Source organism: Chitinophaga sp. SVR4-12A (genome assembly GCF_056754765.1).
Map to the genome: position 1 here is coordinate 498487 of NZ_JBPGWP010000001.1, position 19109 is coordinate 517595.

General features: G+C 49.6%; 12 protein-coding genes. 10 read left to right on the plus strand and 2 right to left on the minus strand.

The window, feature by feature from the left end:
• Window positions 1-89 precede the first annotated feature (89 nt).
• The 10 genes from ACR9Y8_RS02005 to ACR9Y8_RS02050 all read left to right on the plus strand — a co-directional run bounded on the left by ACR9Y8_RS02005 (window position 90) and on the right by ACR9Y8_RS02050 (window position 17739).
• Window positions 90-1352, plus strand: a complete 1263-nt coding sequence (locus ACR9Y8_RS02005; RefSeq protein WP_481211549.1) for a hypothetical protein — start codon at window positions 90-92, stop codon at window positions 1350-1352.
• Between the two features lie 427 nt (window positions 1353-1779).
• The gene (locus tag ACR9Y8_RS02010) at window positions 1780-3978 is read left to right on the plus strand and encodes a GumC family protein (RefSeq protein WP_481211550.1); all 2199 of its coding nucleotides are present in this window, start codon (window positions 1780-1782) and stop codon (window positions 3976-3978) included.
• A 20-nt stretch (window positions 3979-3998) separates the two neighbouring features.
• Entirely contained in the window at window positions 3999-5075 is a 1077-nt protein-coding gene (locus tag ACR9Y8_RS02015; RefSeq protein WP_481211551.1) for an acyltransferase family protein, read from the plus strand.
• A 114-nt stretch (window positions 5076-5189) separates the two neighbouring features.
• The gene (locus ACR9Y8_RS02020; RefSeq protein ID WP_481211552.1) at window positions 5190-6635 is read left to right on the plus strand and encodes an O-antigen ligase family protein; all 1446 of its coding nucleotides are present in this window, start codon (window positions 5190-5192) and stop codon (window positions 6633-6635) included.
• A 153-nt stretch (window positions 6636-6788) separates the two neighbouring features.
• Window positions 6789-7514 (plus strand): TolC family protein, encoded by a 726-nt coding sequence (locus tag ACR9Y8_RS02025; protein WP_481211553.1) that lies wholly within the window; start codon window positions 6789-6791, stop codon window positions 7512-7514.
• A gap of 40 nt (window positions 7515-7554) precedes the next feature.
• A complete protein-coding gene (locus tag ACR9Y8_RS02030) occupies window positions 7555-8334 on the plus strand; it encodes a carboxylesterase family protein (RefSeq protein ID WP_481211554.1) in 780 nt (259 codons plus the stop codon).
• 14 nt (window positions 8335-8348) lie between these two features.
• A complete protein-coding gene (locus ACR9Y8_RS02035) occupies window positions 8349-8849 on the plus strand; it encodes a gluconate 2-dehydrogenase subunit 3 family protein (RefSeq protein ID WP_481211555.1) in 501 nt (166 codons plus the stop codon).
• Between the two features lie 3 nt (window positions 8850-8852).
• On the plus strand, window positions 8853-10085 hold the full coding sequence (locus ACR9Y8_RS02040) for a glycosyltransferase family 2 protein (RefSeq protein ID WP_481211556.1): 1233 nt from the start codon (window positions 8853-8855) through the stop codon (window positions 10083-10085).
• A complete protein-coding gene (locus ACR9Y8_RS02045) occupies window positions 10057-11142 on the plus strand; it encodes an acyltransferase family protein (RefSeq protein ID WP_481211557.1) in 1086 nt (361 codons plus the stop codon). The genes ACR9Y8_RS02040 and ACR9Y8_RS02045 overlap by 29 nt, the downstream gene beginning before the upstream one ends.
• Window positions 11143-11379: 237 nt before the next feature.
• Window positions 11380-17739 carry a fibronectin type III domain-containing protein gene (locus ACR9Y8_RS02050; protein WP_481211558.1) on the plus strand — a complete coding sequence of 2120 codons (6360 nt, stop codon included), beginning with the start codon at window positions 11380-11382 and terminating at the stop codon, window positions 17737-17739.
• Between the two features lie 201 nt (window positions 17740-17940).
• Here the strand turns inward: ACR9Y8_RS02050 and ACR9Y8_RS02055 are convergent, their stop codons facing one another.
• Complete coding sequence (locus ACR9Y8_RS02055) at window positions 17941-18351, minus strand: EVE domain-containing protein (RefSeq protein WP_481211559.1); 411 nt, start codon at window positions 18349-18351, stop codon at window positions 17941-17943.
• Window positions 18352-18368: 17 nt separating this feature from the next.
• Window positions 18369-19088, minus strand: coding sequence for a (Fe-S)-binding protein (locus ACR9Y8_RS02060; protein WP_481211560.1), 720 nt, complete (start codon window positions 19086-19088; stop codon window positions 18369-18371).
• Window positions 19089-19109: the final 21 nt, after the last annotated feature.

The window sequence follows — 19109 nt, forward strand, 5'->3', positions numbered from 1 at the left end:
TACTCAAACAAAGATACGGGTAAAAAAGGTCTAAATAGTAAAATTTTAATCGAGATAAATTACTTTTGCCGTCGACATACTACTACCCCATGAAGAGATTTTCGGGTCCGGCCATTCTATTATTATTACTTGGAATAGTAGCCTACATCATACTGGTATTAATCACGATCTATCATAAACAGCCTCCTTTATATGATGAGCCGTTGTTCATTCCCAATGTGTACTTATTTGAGCAATACGGTCTCACTAAAGAGTTCCTGTTAAAGATAAATGAGCAGGCGCCGGGACCGCTGTATCAGTTCATACATTATCCTCTCAGAGGGATCACCCATTTGCAGACGCCAGGCATCAGGCTGGTGAACACTGCACTACTGGGAGTGATGATCTTACTGCTGACAGCTATTATTACCCAGATTAACAAGGTAGAAAAAAAGCACGCCTTTCTGCTGGCCCTGAACATGATGGCCATCCCTATGGTGTGGAATGTATCAGGCATGGCCTTAACAGAAATTCCGCCCATGTTCTTTGCCACCCTTTCCATACTTTTTTTGCTGCATGCGCTGCGAAAGCAGGACAGCGCCTTTGTGATCAGCCTTTTACTGGCGCTGCTGGCAGGTGTAGCCACCGGCCTGTCTATCCTGGGAAGGTCTCCTTTCCTGATCATGGTACCGGCTGCGGGCGCGCTGCTGGTAAGACATTTTCACGACGGCCGCCGCTGGGTGATACTCATTATATACATGAGCACGGCATTGGCCATTTGCCTGCCGGTGTTCATCATCTGGAAAGGATTGATGCCGCCGCAGCAGGCGTTCACTGCAGCCGGCGGACTAAGTATACCGCATGCGATGCTGGCCTTTGCATATGGCGCACTGATCACTTTCATACTGGCGCCGGAGTGGTTCTTTTTTAACAGGCGTATACTTATATATATGCTGGTTGTGTATGCGGTGTTGTTGGTAGCCAACCTCACCGTGATCCGGCTTAAATATGCGCCACTGTATTTTTCCCTGGCCAAAGTATTACCCAGGGAGGTGATGCGCCCCTACCCTTTTATTATAGTGCCGGTGCTCTGGGTGATCGCCTGCTACTTTTCTATCTGCTCGCTGATAAGAGCCTGGGAACGGAGACAGGAACCTTTCTTCCTTTTCTTATTCCTGTGCGCAATGCTGATGCTGGCCACTAACCTGAAGGTGATGCATCTTTTCAGTTCGCGTTACGTGGCGCAGGCTGCGCCCTTCTTTGTATTGTTGCTGTTATCGTACGACAAGATCAGTTATAACAAATGCCTGAGGGCGATCGCCGGTATGATCATAGGCCTGCTCTCCCTGGAAACTTACTTCCATTTCCATTAATGTTGTAACAAGCTTATGTTGCCGCTTACCTTACTTCACGTGCTGAAAAGTGGCTTTTACTAGTAAATTTTCTTACTTCACCCAAAAAAATTAGGTAGTTTATGATCTGCGAATTAATTTAGCGCTCGAAACCGGGTACGCCATAGGGTGTTTATTTCCTTAACAGCTAGAACATATCTGCTCTCCCAAAATGGCGCTGGTGTTGCAAATCTAATCTTTCTACTGCCTTATCCTAAGACAAAAACCACGTAATGTAGGTCGGTTGCAGACCGTGAGCCTACCGTCTTTTTTACCATTCCTTTGAATTTCTGGTGCGTGACTGGATGCGGTCATGAGTATTGAAATAGGTATCGTATGATTTGCCGAAGAGGTCCGGTTGTATCCGGATTTTTTAAGGCAGCATAAGTGATAAAAAATAATAATTGATATGGATGTCATATATTTTATAAAAGCCCTGCTAAAGAGAAAGTGGTGGATCATGATCAGCACCGTTGTAGCTTTAGCACTTTCTTTTCTTTTCACGATGGACCGCGCCAAGTTGTACAGGTCTAACGCACAGATGTCTACCGGCTTTACGGTGAACGACGATGTGAAGCTGCGTGATGAGAATGTTAACCTGTATGAGGCAGACGTTAAGTTTAACAACGTGGTAGAGACCTTCAACTCCCCCAGTGTGATCGGTTTGCTTTGCTATGACCTCATGCTGCATGACCTTACCTCTCCCAAGCCTTTCACGGTGCTGACAGACAAACAACGTCACACACCTGAATACACCAGCTTTAACAGGGCGCAGGCAGTGACCATCCTGCAGCATAAGCTGGATTCGCTGCAAACCCTTACCTCCTATCAACCGGAGGAGCGCAAACTGCTGGAATACATGGCCCTTTATAAATACGATTATGAGTCGGTAAAGGAACGCCTGTCGGTTGGCCGCCTGCAGCGTACGGATTATATAGATATCTCTTTCGGATCTGAAAACCCTGAGCTGTCTGCCTACGCGGTGAACCAGATCATTAAAGTATTCCTCCGCTACTACCGCAGCCTGCGTTCCGAACGCTCTGTAGAGAACATCGGCACTTTTGAAGAGCTGGTGGCACAAAAGAAAACAGAGCTTGACCAGAAAGTGGAAGCCCTGCGCAACTATAAGGCATCAGAAGGATTGCTGAACGTGGAAGCTGCCAGTGGTAATGAACTGGGGTTGATCAGCCAGTTTGAAAGGGCCCTGTTGGATGAAAGAAATAACCTCAATATCATCAACTCTTCCCTGCAAACGGTGAACAGCCAGCTGGGACAAATGGGACAGGGCCAGGTGGTATATGATAATAACAATAACAATGATATTGTGTCCGTGCGCAGGCAGATCAACCAAATGAACGATGAGTACATGCGTACAGGGAGCACCGACGCTGCACTGGCAGATAAAATAAAAGCCGCGCGCCAGCAGCTGCAAAAGCTGATGTCTGTAGCGCCGACAGCTACCACTGCCAGTAAAACGCTGACCCGTGAAGAACTGCTGCAACGCAAAGCGCAGCTGGAAGGCGACCAGCGGGCTGCCATGCTGAATGTCTCCAACCTGCAGGCAAAGATCGGCTCTCTCAGGGGCTCTGTAGGCACCTATGCCAATAAAGAGGCCAATGTAAAAAGCATGCAGCAGGAAGTAGACCTGGCGCAGGAAGAATACAACAAACTGAAAGAAAAACTGAACACCGCGCTGGATAGCCGTACCGCAGCTTCTGATAACTTCAGGCAAACTTTGCAGGGCCAGCCGGCTTTCCGGCCTGAATCTACCAAGCGTATGAAGATCATGGGCCTGGCAGGTATGTCTGTATTCCTGCTTAGCACCCTTGGTGTGCTGTTCCTCGAATTCTTTGACCGGTCTATCAAATCACCTTCTCTCTTTGAGAAGAATGTAGACCTGAAACTGATCAGCACCATTAACCATGCGGATCTGCAGCGCTATAGCATTCCGCAGGTGCTGCAATCCAAAGCAGGTGAAGACGATCTTACTGTAAAGCGGCAGAACACCTTCCGGGAACTGCTGCGCAAACTGCGCTTTGAAGTGGAGAGCAGTAATAAATCTATCTTCCTCTTCACCAGCACAGAGCCCCAACAGGGCAAAACCACCCTTGTACAGGCGCTGGCTTACAGCTTAAGCCTGAGCAACAAACGGGTGCTCATCATCGATACCAATTTCTGTAATAACGATCTTACCATGCAGCTGGAGGCCAAACCTACACTGGAAACATTTTCCCTGCGCCCCGAAGAGGTAAGCCTTGAAAAAGTAAGGGAGATCGTAACAACCTACTCTGTTGAAGGCATAGAAGTGATAGGCTGCAAAGGCGGCGACTATACCCCATCTGAGATATTGCCCAGGCACCATTTGCTGAACTATCTGCCGCAACTCAAAACCTATTATGATTATGTGCTGCTGGAAGGAGCGCCCCTGAATGATTATACCGACAGTAAAGAGCTGGTGACTTATGTAGATAGTGTGATCGCGGTATTTTCTTCCAGGCTCTCCATGAAGCAGAACGATAAAGAATCCATACAATTCCTGCAAAGCCTGAATGGCAAAATGCTGGGAGCTGTACTGAACAATGTAAGCGAAGACTACCTGGAATTGTAGTAGTCGAAAAAAAGAATAGCATGCGCGCCCCTGAGCAATTGAAATTTATTTTTTCATTCCGGCCTGAGCTGTCCGGGCGTTACGCCTGGGTTGATTATGCAAAAGGCATAGCGATCATTTTTGTGGTATACCGGCACGTACTATATGGTTTATTATATAGCGGCGTAGCGGCAAATCCTTTGCTGATGGACGCCAACGAAATGCTGTACGGGTTTCGCATGCCCCTGTTCTTTTTTCTTTCAGGCCTTTTCTTTGCTTCCAGCCTGAAGAAGCGGGGATCTGCGGACTACCTGGTCACCAAAGTGAACACGCTGCTCTACCCATATGTGCTATGGTGTTTTATCCAGCTTTCACTGCAGATCATATTTTCGGACTATACCAATTTCAAACGGGGAGTGGGCAACTATATAGATATACTGATACACCCGCGGGGCATGTTACAGCAGTGGTACCTCTTTGCCCTGTTCAATGTTTCCGTATTGTATCTCTTCACCCATTCGGTGCTTAAGTTAAAAGCGCCGATGCAGATCATCCTCGGGCTGATACTGCCGGCCCTGATTCCTTTCGTGTACGATATCAGCACCTTGTCTGATGTGATGATGTTCTACATCTTTTTCTGCCTGGGCCACCTCAGTGCGCCTTATTTCTTCAACGAGAAAGTGCAGCAACAGCTGGGCAGGGGCTATAATGCGCTGCTGCTACTGCCCGCATTTGTGCTGGCGCAGTACTACTGTATGAAGCACCCGGAAACGAATATCTATCTCTTTTCTGCATTGGCCATGCTGGGGGTGATCCTGGTGATCATGATCTCCTTCCAGCTGGCAAAATATAAGAAGCTCGGTTTTTTACTTACACTGGGCCATCATTCATTGTATATCTACCTCCTGCACCTGGGCATCGTTTTCCTGCTGCGTACCGCACTGTTGCGTACCGGCCTGGTGATCAGCATGCCGACAATGACATTCATACTGGTAACGGCTGGTATACTGCTGTCGCTGGTGCTGTACAGGATCTGCCTGCTGCTGCGGCTGGACTTCCTGTTTGTAGGGCCGTTTAAAACGCCTTCCGCAGCATTGACCACAATACCAAAAAAATAAAAGGCAATGAGAAAGGACCGTAAAATGATTAACGAGGGCGTGCACCGAACGCTGATCCTGGCTTTCGCAGCCACCGTCATTTTAATGTTGCTGGCAAAAACCTTTTTCTTTTAAATGAACCGCTATAAGCCGCTCATGCAACTGACCCGCAGAAATATGAAACAGGCGTCGCTGGTACTGATCTGGATACTGATTGTACCAGTGATCACTTATCTGGCATCTCTGGATGCAAAGATAGGCATAGGGCTCAGTGTGCTGATCGTAGGCGGCTCTGTGGGCCTGGTGTGTGTGATCAACTACCGTCTGGGCTTCTATATCTATATCACCGTCACTTTTATACTGCCCATGATAGAGCGCATGGCCGGCACGGAGCTGAGTAAGGGCGTGGCGATGGACGGCCTGCTGCTATGTACCCTGCTGGGTTGCATCTTTAAGCGGGGAGATCAGACGATTCGCAAAGTAAAGCTTAGCAACCCGATACTGGTCTGTATGTACCTTTACCTGCTGGTATTGATAGCACAGCTCTTCAACCCTGCCGGCAGTTCCCTGCTGGGATGGTATGTATTCCTGCGGGTAGCCCTGCGCAGCTACTTCTTCCTGTACATAGGGCTGAACGTATTTAACAGCATGAAGGACGTGTACAACTTCTTCAAGTTCTGGCTGGCGCTGGGCACCGCCGCCGCTCTTTATTGCTGTATACAGCAGTGGTTTGGCCTGCTGTGGTACGAGAAAGCCTTTATGGCCAAGTACCCGGAAAAGTACAAGACCACCGTGATCATCTTCGGCCTCCGGCTATATTCTTTCATGTCTGACGCGGCGGTGCTGGGAATCATCCTGGCGTGCAATATCACTTTCATGCTGGTATTGCTGACGGCCAACCTGAGCGTCATTAACCTGAAGCGGAAAGTTCTGCTGGCGATCTCCGTAGTGCTGCATACTTTGGCCCTGGGCTATTCCGGCACACGCACCGGTTATGTGATGCTACCGCTGGGCCTGATGATCTTCTTTATTGCCAACATGCATAAGCGCAATACCATACTGATAGCGATGGGCTTTGTGTTCTTCGGACTGGTCATTCTCTATGGCCCGATCCATGGAAGCCCTACTATTAACAGGGTGAGGACCGCCTTCATTGGTGAACAGGATGAATCTGTGAACGTACGCGACAGGAACCGCAACCGCATCCGGCCGTTTATGCATTCGCATCCCATGGGAGGCGGCATTAATACCACCGGCGGCAATGGGGAAACGTATTATCCCGGGCATGCGCTGGCAGGTTTTCAGTGCGACAACGGCTATCTGCGCGCAGTGCTGGAAACAGGATGGTTAAGCATGTTCCTGGTGGCGGGGATCTTCTATTTCCTGGTGCAAACCGCGGTGGGTAACTATTTCCGGGCCACCAATGAGCTGGACCGGCTGCTGATGATAGGGCTTGCCTCTTCCAGCTTTGCGGCCGCGGTTTCTGAATATGCACAGGATACTTTCACTTTAGTGGAATCGTCCATTATGTTGTTTGCCTTCATAGCCATTGCTATCAAAGTAAAATACCTTAACGAATAACTATTAACCGATGATATTCACCTGCTGATTTTCTTAGAGAGGGAAAATGTAGTGTGTGATCTCATCAGGGGATGAAAAAACAACAATTATTAAACAGTAACTGATGTAATGAATGTTATATCAGCAGATTAACAAAAGACAAACTATTAACTGATGAAAAAGGCCTACATTTTACTGCTGTTTGTTTGCATAGGTCTGGCGGCGAATGCACAACAGCAACCCGATACCGAAGTATTACTGAAGCTGCCTGCAGATGCGCCTGCAGTGACGCGCTTTAAGCAAAAGCTGGTGGAACTGGCATTGCAAAGCCCGGATGTAAAACAATACGATGATCGTAAGGATATTGCCAAATATAACACCCGCGTAGCCTCGGCGCAATGGGCCAATCACTTTGTTGCTGCAGGCAACCTCAATGAGTTCACCATTAAGGGCCGTAGCAGTGATGTAAATGCTACCCAGAACTTTTACCCCCGTTACAATTTCGGGGTAACTATCCCGTTCGGGCACTTCGTTAGTATTCCCAACGAGATCAAACGGGCTAAAGCTGAAGGAAAACTGGCGCAGCGGCAGAAGGAATCCCAGGCCCTGATCGTCAAGGCTAAAGTATTACAGGCCTACGAGGATTATGCAGCCGCCAAAAAGCTCCTGGAACTGCACCTGCCTGTGATGGAAGATGCATTGCTGAACTATAACCAGGTAGAAGAAAAATTCCGTGCGGGCGATAACACCGTACCTATTGATGTTTATAAAGAGGCCTACCGTCAGTACAACGCAGAAATGGTACAGAAGGTAGAGCTGGAAAGAAACTTCCGGCAAACAAAACTGATACTGGAAGGTATTGTGGGCATGACGCTGGAAGAAGTAATGAGACTTCCCTAACCTATTGAATGAAACGTCCCTAACCTATAAAATAAACGTTATGTTTTTAAAGAACGTTGTACTGCTGTGCGGCCTGGTGCTGCATACCGGTGGAGATGGACAATACGCTCCCATGAAGCCGATAGATCTCAAGATCAGTCCCTGGCAAACCAGGCAAGCGCTGATACTGACACCTGAAAGCATGAGCAAGGGCAAAAAATATCCGCTGCTGATCTGTTTTCACGGAAGAAGCATTGCAGGGCACGATCTGAGCAAGATCTTCCGGCAGGGAGTAGCGAGACAGATCCATGAAGGAAAGAAGATAGAAGCGGTGAACCCGAAGGATAATAAACTGTATGAGTTCATAGTAGTGGCGCCATTAGCCGAAAGCTGGTCTTTTGCACCGCAGGATGTAGAACCAATGCTGGACGATATAATGAAAAAGTACCCGGTAGATCCCAGCCGCGTTTACCTTACGGGTTACAGTGCGGGAGGCTGGTCGGTAGAATCTGCCAAGACGCATAGCAACAAGCTGTCAAAGCGCATTGCAGCCTGCGTCACCATGTCGCCTCCGATCCTGGACAGCCCCTACCTGAAAAGGTATAAGCTGGCCACCGACGCGAACATACATACCTGGTACTTTGCCGGGGCGCAGGACGGCTACTTCCTGCAGAACGCCCGGTCTTATGCAGACAGCACCAACCGGTACAAACCCGGGTTAACCAGGTTTACCGTATATAACGGAGGACATTGCTGCTGGGAGGAATATTATAATCCCGAACACAGGGAGAACGGTATGAATATTTACGAGTGGATGTTGCAGTTTAAGAATACCGATTGATAATTCCCTATACTATGAACAGGACAAAAGCTTTGAGAGGATGGCTGTGGTTAGCCGAAAGCGAAGCATCCACAGCAGCCGGGCTGAAAGGGCACTGGCTTTACAGAACACCGGATCTGGGGCTGTTATATCATTATAAGTCCCTGATCGCAGAACTGGCAGAAACTATTATACCACGTACGGACACACCAGGTGCAAAAGATGCGGGCGTACCTGAGCTTATCATTACCATGATAAAAGAAAGTACGCCTGCAGGCGCCCAGCACAGGTTCCTGCAGGGACTGGAAGAACTGGCTGCCTATGCGCGCTCACAATACGGCCAGTCTTTCTTTGACTGCAGCGTGGAACAACGCCACAACATACTGGCTCATTTTGAGAAGAAAGACCGGCCGTTTAGCGGGATCACCGGTAAATTATTCAGCCGCTTGTTTGGCGATGCTTTTTTTGTAACACTTAAAAAATGTACCGTAACGGGCTACTGCGCCTGCCTGCAACGTGCAGCAAAACAGCGATAAAATATGCGTTTCACTTATATACTGTTCTACGCCAGCTTTTTTATACTGTTCTATAATTATATAGGATACGGTATACTATTGTGGGCACTGGTAAAGGTTAAGCGCGGGCTGCTAAAGGCAAAGCCCGCCGCTGCGCCCTACGAGCCGGAAGTGACGCTGATAGTGGCCGCCTATAATGAAGAAACAGTGATCGAAGAAAAGATAGTGAACACGCTGGCGCTGGACTACCCGAAAGAAAAGCTGCGGCTGCTGTTTATTACAGACGGGTCTACAGACAATACCCCTGCCATCATCTCCCGTTACCCCGGCATACAATTACTGCACAGCAATGCCCGCAACGGTAAAACAGCGGCCCTGAACAGGGCCATGGAACATGTACAAACCCCTTACGTGATCTTCTGCGACGCCAATACCCTGCTGAATACAGGTGCGGTGCGCAATATTGTAAAGCACTATGCGGACGAACGCACCGGCGGCGTAGCCGGCGAAAAGAAAGTGATCAGCGACGAGGCTGCAGGCGCTGCCGCTACAGAAGGCGTTTACTGGAAGTATGAGTCTTTCCTGAAAAAGCTCGATGCCGAGCTGTATTCTGTGGTAGGTGCGGCCGGGGAGCTGTTCTCCGTTCGTACGGCGCTTTTTCAGCCGGTGGAAGAAGACGTGATCCTGGACGATTTCGTGATCTCCCTGCGTATCAATATCAAAGGCTACCGGATTGCCTATGCACCGGATGCATACGCCATGGAAACGCCTTCCGACTCTATCAAAGAAGAGCATAAGCGCAAGATACGCATTAGCGCAGGCGGCTTTCAATCTATTGTTATGTTGCGTGCATTACTAAACATTTTCAGGTTCCCGGTGGTTTCTTTCCAGTACATCTCGCACCGGGTGCTGCGATGGACGCTGAGCCCTTTAAGCCTGTTGCTCCTGTTAGTGAGCAATATTGTACTGGTTATATATGCGGGCGGATGGTTTTACCCTGCCTGCCTGGCCATACAGGTACTGGGTTACCTGGCGGCGCTGACGGGATACAAGCTGGCAGAGCAAAATATCAAGATCAGCCTGTTCTATATCCCTTTCTATTTTTTATTTATGAACATAGCGGTGTACCAGGGCTTTTACCGCTACCTGACCAGGAGTCAGTCAGCTGCCTGGGAAAAAGCAAAACGTTCTAACAAAGTTCCAAATGCCAACATCCAAATTGCAGAAAATGGAGAAACAATTGTCCGTAGCAGCTGAAACGCCCACCCCCGAGCCCACGCCGATGCCGGCTGCAAGCGCTGCTTCCCCCAAGAAGAAGTTCATCGGCTACATCCACAACTTCCGTGGAGTGGCCATTATCTACGTGGTAGGCGCTCATATACTGCTGAACTGGAAAGAAGGGTCTGTAACGCATAAGATCCTGGATGTTATCATGCAGAACTCCACCATCCTCTTCCTATTCATTGCGGGCTACCTGTTTCAGCATTTATCTGCAAAGTTTGAGTACAAGGATTACCTGGTCAAGAAGTTCCAGAACGTGATCTGCCCCTACCTCCTGCTATCGCTGCCGGTGCTTGCATACCGCCTGATCACACAGGATATTAACGGCTTTACCCTGGAGGACCACCCAGACTTCGGCTCCTGGCCCCGCTGGGAACAGGCAGCTTATTACCTGCTGCACGGCGCTCATCTGCAACAGCTGTGGTTCATCCCAATGATCGCTTTATATTACCTGATAGCCCCCATACTGTTATATATGGACCGCAAACCGGTATTATACTGGTCATTGGTCCCACTGGTGATATTATCCTACGTGGTACAGCGCAGCGTGTTAAGCGACACCCTGGTCATGGCCGTTCACTTCCTCTCTGTTTATGTATTTGGTATGTTCATGAGCCGGTATAAAGACCAGTTCCTGGTATTTGCTCAAAAATACTGGATCCTGATTACCGTATTGCCCATCGCTTTCCTCGTATTGAACTACTTCGTGAGCAAACCTTTCTACGACCCGGTAGACTATACGCACAAGATGCTGTTCTGCCCCTTCTACCTGTACTGGCTGTGGAGGCTGGAGAAGTACGTACCGAAAGTAGTGGATGTACTGGCGGTGTATAGCTTCGGCATATACTTTGTACACTACTTTTTCGTGCTGTTGTTGAGAGGCCTCTACCAGTTGATATTCCACAAACCAATGCCAGGGAACCTGCTCATCTGGACTGTCTGCCTGGTGATAGTGATGGCCTTGTCGATCTGGACTTTACAGTTAGCCAGGCGTATACTCGGGAATAAAAGCAAATTCCTGGTAGGGTGCTAATTACGTTTAAAGGCTAATTCCCGCAATTTACCGCCCATTTTGAGCGCTTTACCAACTTTTCCGGAAAGTATAGATATTAAATATTTATATTGCAGCATACTTATTATTTTAGGGACAATTATATTCCACTTCTGACCATCTCCCAGAAAAAACCGCCAAACTTTTTTTCTCTTCTTTTGGCCACATCCGATGAAAGAGCCTGGTAAACAACGATTACCGGATACTCAATCATTACATATGTTAAAATTTTACTTGCGACTCCTGTTGCTGGCATTGTTCAGCACACAAACATCATGGGCACAGGTATTGAACCCCAATGACCCTGTGGTTACCTACAACCCCAGCAACCCTCCGGCTCAGCCCACCTGGGGCCAGATCGGTAAGTGGGTAAGGACAGTACGCGTAAGCTGGAACAGTGACGGCTACAAGTGCTACATCTACAAAGGGATGCAATTCAGGTTGCACTATCCCAAGAATTTCAATGCAGCGGATACCAGTAAAAAGTATCCCATTATCGTATTCTGGCATGGCATAGGCGAGAAGGGAAGCATGTATGATAATGAGTATCAGCTTTTCCATGGCGGTCAGGTGCATGATCAAAGAATTGCCTCCGGAGCCTATGATGGCTTCCTATTGTATCCCCAGAACCAGTTCGGTTATTTCGGTCCTACCCAGTATGACTATGTTAATGAACTGATCAACAACTTCTTTGTTCCGCAGTTAAATGTGGATCCTTTTCGTGTAATGGTGAACGGGCTTTCCGGTGGTGGTGCATCCACCTGGGATTTCCTGTTCCGTTTCCCTAAACTGGTTGCCGGCGCTACGCCTATCAGCGCAGCGGCAGACACTTACGACGACAACATACAAACCTGGAAATGGACCTCTGTATGGCATTTCCAGGGCGGTGTGGATAAGAACCCTCCTCCCCAGATCGCACAGGGCATAGCAGCCACTGCAAGTGCTGTGGGTGCCAACTACAAGCTCAAGATCTATCCCACCATGGGGCACGGTATCTGGAATACCGTATGGAATGAAACGGACTATTTTCCGTTCATGATGCGGCAGTATAAGTCCAACCCCTGGGCTTTATACGGCCAGACCGAGTTTTGCCCCGGTACACCCATCAATGCTGTGCTGGGCCTTACAGCAGGCTTTGATCAGTACCAGTGGCGTAAAGATGGCACGGTCATCACCGGCGCTACCAGCAATACTTATACCGCTACCTCGCTGGGTACATATGATGCCCGTGTCAGGAGCGGAACCCGTTGGTCTGACTGGTCACGTATACCGATCGTGATCAAAACCAAGGCGGCTACCGTTACCCCGGATATCACCATGGCAGGATTGCAAAGCAACGTACTGCCTACACCGGAAGGTAAGGACAGTGTTGTGTTATCTTTACCTGACGGATACGCCACTTATGCCTGGTTAAAACAAGGCACCAGCGATACCATTGGAAGGGACAACACTTTTGCTGCACGCCAGCCGGGTAACTACGTTGCCCGCGTTACCGAGCAGTTTGGTTGTTCAAGCAATCTGTCCAATCCGTTCACGGTTATTAACGCTGCAGGAACGCCGGCGCCGGATGCTGCCAATGGCCTCATCGCCACCGCGTTGTCCAAGACCTCGATCAAACTGGATTGGGGTAACAAGCCCACACCACAGTATAACGAAACATTTTTTGAAATATACCGCGCCACATCAGCAGGCGGCCCGTATACCCTTGCAGGCAAGGTGGGTACAGACGTGCTTACCTTTACCAACACCGGTTTAACCGCCAATACCGAATACTTCTATATCGTACGGGCAGTGAACAATAACGGTGCTGCACCGGTAAGTAACGAAGCAAGTACTACCACGCTGGCGGATAACAAACCGCCTACTGCACCAGGTAACCTGACCGTTGTCAATACCACCCGTAATGCGGTATACCTCAGCTGGACGGTATCTACAGACGATGTAGGCATTGACAGGTATGATATTTATATCAACGGTAAGAAGAGCTATTCAATACCGCAGGTAGGCACGGGCACCCAAACCTTTACTGCTTACGGTCTTAACTTCGGCACTACCTATACCTTCGTTGTAAAAGCGAGGGATGCCGGCGGCAATGAATCTCCGGCCAGTAACCAGGTTTCTGCCATCGCGCAGGCCACCGGTCTTACCTATAAATACTATGAGGGCACATGGACCAGCCTGCCGAACTTTAACAGCCTGACACCGGTAGAGAAAGGCTTTACCGCCAATGTGGATGAATCAGTAAGGAACAGAACGGATAACTACGCCATCATGTGGGAAGGTTATATTACCGTACCCGCCACCGGCAGTTACACATTTGAAACTTATTCAGATGCAGGCAGCAAACTGTATATCAATACACCGTATAGCCCAACTGCTACCCCGCTGGTGAATAACGACGGCATTCACAACGGCCAGTACAGAAGCGGCACCATCACGCTGACCAAAGGCAGCTATCCCATTACGCTGACCTACTTTGAAGGTACAGGGTCAGACGATATCAGGCTATACTGGACCAGCATATCTGCCGGAATCTTTACGCGTACACAGATACCTAATTCCGCATTCCGCGACAACCTTAGCCTGGGCACAGCGCCCAGCGCCCCCACCGGCGTTTCAGTATCTGTTGTTTCCCACAACAAGCTGAAAGTAAACTGGACAGACAACGTAAGCAATGAGACTGGTTTCGAAGTGTACAGAAGCACCACTTCCACCGGTACCTACACAATAGTGGGCACCACGGCAGCTAACACTAATAACTTTACGGATACTGCGTTAACGCCAAACACCACTTATTGGTACAGGCTGAAATCAATCAACAAAGCCGGCGCTTCCGGGTTTACCACCGCTGTCTCCGGTAAAACAGCAGTATTGCCGGCTATACCACAGGCGCCAACCAATCTCACGGGCACCGCAGTTTCAGGTACCAGGATCAACCTGGCATGGAGTGACAACTCTACCACAGAAACAGGTTTCGAAGTTTACCGTTCTATCAATAACGCGAACAACTATGTGCTGATCGCCACTACCCCACCGAACGCCGGTTCACAGGCCACATATGCAGACAGCTCCCTGTTCGCCAATGTGACCTATTACTACAGAGTGCGTTCCAAGAATGATGGCGGCAACAGCGCATACAGCAACGTGATCAACCTGGCCACACTGAATGCCCTGCCGGAGATCGTTGGCACGGAAGACAGGACTATGCGCTACGGCACACAAACCAGCTTCCAGATCGGTGCTACTGATCCGGATGATGAAGATGTGACACTCACCGCGCCTAACCTGCCGGCATTCGGCACCGCTACACCTGATGGTTTCGGTGGCCTTAACCTGAGCTTCTCTCCGAGCGTAGGCGACCAGGGCGTATATAATATACAGATCACAGCTACTGACGAACATAACGGCGTCACCAATGCAACATTCCAGCTCACCGTGAATGACAACTTTGTGCCGCAGTTAAGCCCGATATCAAATGTTAGCCTGGCTGAAAAAGGTTCTTCCATCCTGAACCTTAGCTCTTCCGACGCGAACAGCGGCGATCCGACCAACTGGACAGCCACAGGACTGCCCTCTTTCGCGGTAATGTCGCCGGAAGGCAATACGGCACAGATCCAGATCAACCCGGGCTATGCCGATGCCGGTGTTTACAATGTAACAGTGAAAGTAGATGATGGTAAAGGCGCATTCGACACCAAGTCATTCACGATCACGGTAACGGATGTGAACCCCAACTACTCCGTGTATATAGACTTTGGAGACGGCAGCTGGACATCGCCTGCCCCATGGAATAATACCGCCAAACGGCCGGCGCTGAATGATGTATTCCCTGCCCTGAAGGATAACCTGGGCCGCGCTACCAGCATGGCCATGAACATCCTGACCCCATGGCAGAACATCAACGGCGGCGCCAATATCAATAACCAGGGCGCCAATACCGGCAACAACTCCGGCGTATACCCGGATGCCGTGATGGTAACCAGCTGGTGGACCACCACAGACCCGCAGACCATGCGGTTTACAGGATTGGATCCGAATTTCAAATACAGCTTTACATTCTTTGGCAGCCGCGCAGGCATCAGCGATGCCCGTGTAGCCAGCTACACCATCAATAGCACTACTGTAACGCTCAACGCACAGAATAACTCCACGCAAACCGTTTCCATCCCGGATGTAAGACCGGATGCAAACGGAGGTATCTCTGTGAACATGGTAGCCGCAGCAGGATCAAGCTTTGCATACATCAACGCCATGGTGATTACCGCGAGCTTTGATGATCAGTCAGCGCCCGCCAAACCGCTCAACTTCACCGGACAGGTGGTTAGCAATGGTGTACAGTTGAACTGGAGCGACCAGGCTTATAACGAAACCGGCTACGAAGTATCCCGTTCTGCTAATCAGACAGGGCCTTTCACCATCCTGAACCCGGGCCCCACTAACGCGAACGCCACCGGTTATTTAGACGCCACTGCCGGTAGCGCCACCACCTGGTATTACAGGGTAAGAGCCCTCAATGGCTACGGCAATTCTGCGTACACGGATACCATAGCTGTTGTGATCCCGAACAAGGCGCCTGTGATCGCTGCGATCAGCAACGTGACCATGAAATCAGGCACCAGCCAGCAGATCAACATCACAGCCACCGACGCGGCTTCAGATGTGATCACCTTATATGCTACCGGCCTGCCTGCCTTTGCAGTGCTGCAGGATAACGGCGGCGGTAACGGCAAGATCACGCTCACACCAGGCAGTGGCGATATAGGCAAGTATACATTGACAGCAAGAGCAAAAGATAATACAGGCGATACCAGCAGTGTAAGCTTTACCGTTACAGTAACGGATGCGAAGATCACTTCCATTTATGTGAACGCCAACCAGGTAGAACCTGCCGGCTCACCATGGAATAATTTCAACGCCTTACCGAACGTAAACGCCGGCATCACCAACCTGGTGGATGAAACAGGCGCTGCCAGCGGTATTAACATCACCGTGCTTGATCAGTTCACCGGCGCCAACAACGTAGGTGCGGTAACCGGTAACAACTCCGGTGTATACCCCGATGCGGTGATGAAGACGTTCTTCTTTGACCAGAGCAGTACCGACCGTCGTATACAGCTGAGCGGACTGTCTGCCACCCGTAAATACAACCTGGTGTTCTTCGGCAGCCGTACCAGCGTGTCCGACAACAGGAATACTATTTACAGCGCAGGCGGGCAATCTGTAACGCTGAACGCTGCCAGCAATACCAGCAATACTGTTCAGATCAACGGCCTTGCACCGGATGCAAGCGGTAATATCGTCTTCACCGTAAGACAAGCCGCCGGCTCTGTTGCCGCTTACCTGAACGCACTGGTGATACAATCCTTTGTTGATGACGGCACACCGCTGGCGCCTTCCAACCTCACGGCTACGGCTAACTCCAGGACCAGCATACAGCTGAACTGGGCGGATAAGGCCAGCAATGAAACAGGTTACCAGGTATGGCGTTCTACTTCCGCCAATGGCACCTATAGCCTTGTCACTACCGTAGGCGCCAACGTAACAACGTATGCGGATAACGGCCTTACACAGAATACGGTTTACTACTATAAAGTAAGAGCAGCAGCAGGCGCACTGTTCTCCGCTTACAGCAACGTTGCCAGCGGCGGAACCATGGCCTTCGGCATCTCTATCAACTTCACCACTACCACCAGCATTGCCGACGCACCATGGAACAACACCGCTGCATTGCCTTACGCAGGATTGACCATGTACGACCTGCTGGATGATAACAACGTGAATACTTTCGTGGCCATGCAGATCGTCGACAACTTTACGGGTACCAACCCGGCGGGTAAAATAACCGGTGACAACTCCGGCGTATATCCCGACAAGGTACTGGCTGAGTCTTACTATACGGAAACAGATACGGCCAAGATAAGGGTCACCAGGCTGGATCAGACCAAACGCTACTCCTTCACCTTCCTGGGCAACAGGGGCAGCGGCGGTACCAGGATCACGGCATACAATATCGGCGACAAGGTAGTAACGCTGGATGCAAACGACAATACCCAGAACACCGTTACCATCAACGATGTGGTGCCTGACCAGAACGGCGACATATTTATAAGGGTTTACACTGCCCTGAACTACGGTTACCTGAACGCCATGGTGATCAAGGCATACCCGCTGGGCGACAGCAGTGGCCTGGTAAGCCTGCAGAACGGCGGCGCTACCATGGATGCCGGACGTACCACCAATAAGCTGGTAACGCTTGCAGGTGCACTCAACAACGCGCAGCTGAAACAGGCTGACGAAGCAGCTACCAATGGCGTAACGGTTGACAAGGCATTCCCGAATCCGTTCAACACATTCATCAACCTGTACTACAGTCAGCAACAGGCCGACACAAGGGTAACAGTAAGATTGCTGGATGTTACAGGACGGCTGATCCTGGTCAAAGACCTTGGCATCCGCGGTAAAGGACAATATATGGAAAGACTGGATCTGGGCAACGCACAGCTGAACCACGGGGTTTACTTCCTGCAGGTACTTTCTGAAGGCAAAGCTGTCAAGACCATTAAACTAATGAAGAATTAAGATTTAGTAACATACCGTTCACGGTTTTCTTTAACTCCGGTTCCGGCTTGTCCGGGACCGGAGTTGTTTTATACAGCTGCTGGCTATCAGCTATTAGCGTTTAGCCAATGCGTTTGCCCAATAAAAAAAGCGAAGCACTTTACATGCTTCGCTTTCATTAGTATTTATCTGGCTAACTGCTAAGAGCTAATAGCTAAGTGCTTACTTCATCCCCGCCAGCTCCATAATAATCTTATGCTCCTCCGCTGTTACCGCGCTTACAGACAACCTTCCTAACCTTACCAGCTGCAGGTTAGCCAGGCGCTTATCTGCTTTTACCTGTGCCAGGGTAACTGGTTTCTTAAGCGGTTTAAGCGGCTTCAGGTCTACCACTACCCAGTTAGGATCTGTAGTGGTGGGATCCTGGTAATGTTCTTTTGCTACTTCTGCAATGCCCACTATTTCCAGGCCTTCATTGCTATGGTAAAAAAATACCTGGTCGCCTTTTTTCATTGCCTTCAGGTTGTTGCGGGCGGCGTAATTGCGCACGCCATCCCAAAAAGTTTTCCCGTCCTTTACAAACTGGTCCCAGGAGTATTTGAAAGGTTCTGATTTTACAAGCCAGTAATTCATATCAGTAAGTTTAAAATTTAAAGACCGCTGGCCAGCACGTCTGCGATATGCATGGTTTTTATTGAATGCCCATGCTTACGGATATATCCATCCAGGTGCATGAGGCAGGAGAGGTCGGTGGAGATCAGGTAATCCGCCCCGCTGTCGATAGCGTTCAGCACTTTCTGTTCGCCCATGCCGATGGAGATCGGTTCGAACTTTACAGAGAAGGTGCCGCCAAAACCGCAGCATACCTCGCAATCATTCATTTCCCGTAGCTCCAGGCCTCTTACTTTTGAGAGCAGCAGCCGGGGCCCCTGCTTGATACCGCACTCTCTCAGCGCGCCGCAGGCGTCATGATAGGTGCCTACACCGTTAAGGGTGGCGCCGGTATCTGTTACATGCAGTACATCCGTCAGGAATTCTGTGAACTCGTACATGTTCTTGCGCAGCTGTTTCACTTCATTGTGTGCAGCTGAGTTATCGAACAGCTTACCATAGTAGTTACGCACAAAACCGGTGCATGAGCCGCTGGGCGCGACAATATAATCGTAGGTACGGAAATCCTTTACAAATTTGGTGGCTACAGAGCGGCATTCGTCCCAATACCCGGCGTTAAAAGCGGGTTGCCCGCAGCAGGTCTGATTGGGGTTATAGCTCACGTTGCATCCCAGCTTTTCCAGCACCTTCACCATATTAAATCCGGTTTCGGGGAACAGCTGGTCTACAAAACATGGTATGAAAAGCTGTACATTCATTTGATCAGTTTTTTAAAAGCT

Coding starts and splice junctions, on each gene's coding strand:
- ACR9Y8_RS02005 (WP_481211549.1), top strand. CDS start 90: ATGAAGAGATTTTCGGGTCCGGCCATTCTATTATTATTACTTGGAATA.
- ACR9Y8_RS02010 (WP_481211550.1), top strand. CDS start 1,780: ATGGATGTCATATATTTTATAAAAGCCCTGCTAAAGAGAAAGTGGTGG.
- ACR9Y8_RS02015 (WP_481211551.1), top strand. CDS start 3,999: ATGCGCGCCCCTGAGCAATTGAAATTTATTTTTTCATTCCGGCCTGAG.
- ACR9Y8_RS02020 (WP_481211552.1), top strand. CDS start 5,190: ATGAACCGCTATAAGCCGCTCATGCAACTGACCCGCAGAAATATGAAA.
- ACR9Y8_RS02025 (WP_481211553.1), top strand. CDS start 6,789: ATGAAAAAGGCCTACATTTTACTGCTGTTTGTTTGCATAGGTCTGGCG.
- ACR9Y8_RS02030 (WP_481211554.1), top strand. CDS start 7,555: ATGTTTTTAAAGAACGTTGTACTGCTGTGCGGCCTGGTGCTGCATACC.
- ACR9Y8_RS02035 (WP_481211555.1), top strand. CDS start 8,349: ATGAACAGGACAAAAGCTTTGAGAGGATGGCTGTGGTTAGCCGAAAGC.
- ACR9Y8_RS02040 (WP_481211556.1), top strand. CDS start 8,853: ATGCGTTTCACTTATATACTGTTCTACGCCAGCTTTTTTATACTGTTC.
- ACR9Y8_RS02045 (WP_481211557.1), top strand. CDS start 10,057: ATGGAGAAACAATTGTCCGTAGCAGCTGAAACGCCCACCCCCGAGCCC.
- ACR9Y8_RS02050 (WP_481211558.1), top strand. CDS start 11,380: ATGTTAAAATTTTACTTGCGACTCCTGTTGCTGGCATTGTTCAGCACA.
- ACR9Y8_RS02055 (WP_481211559.1), bottom strand. CDS start 18,351: ATGAATTACTGGCTTGTAAAATCAGAACCTTTCAAATACTCCTGGGAC.
- ACR9Y8_RS02060 (WP_481211560.1), bottom strand. CDS start 19,088: ATGAATGTACAGCTTTTCATACCATGTTTTGTAGACCAGCTGTTCCCC.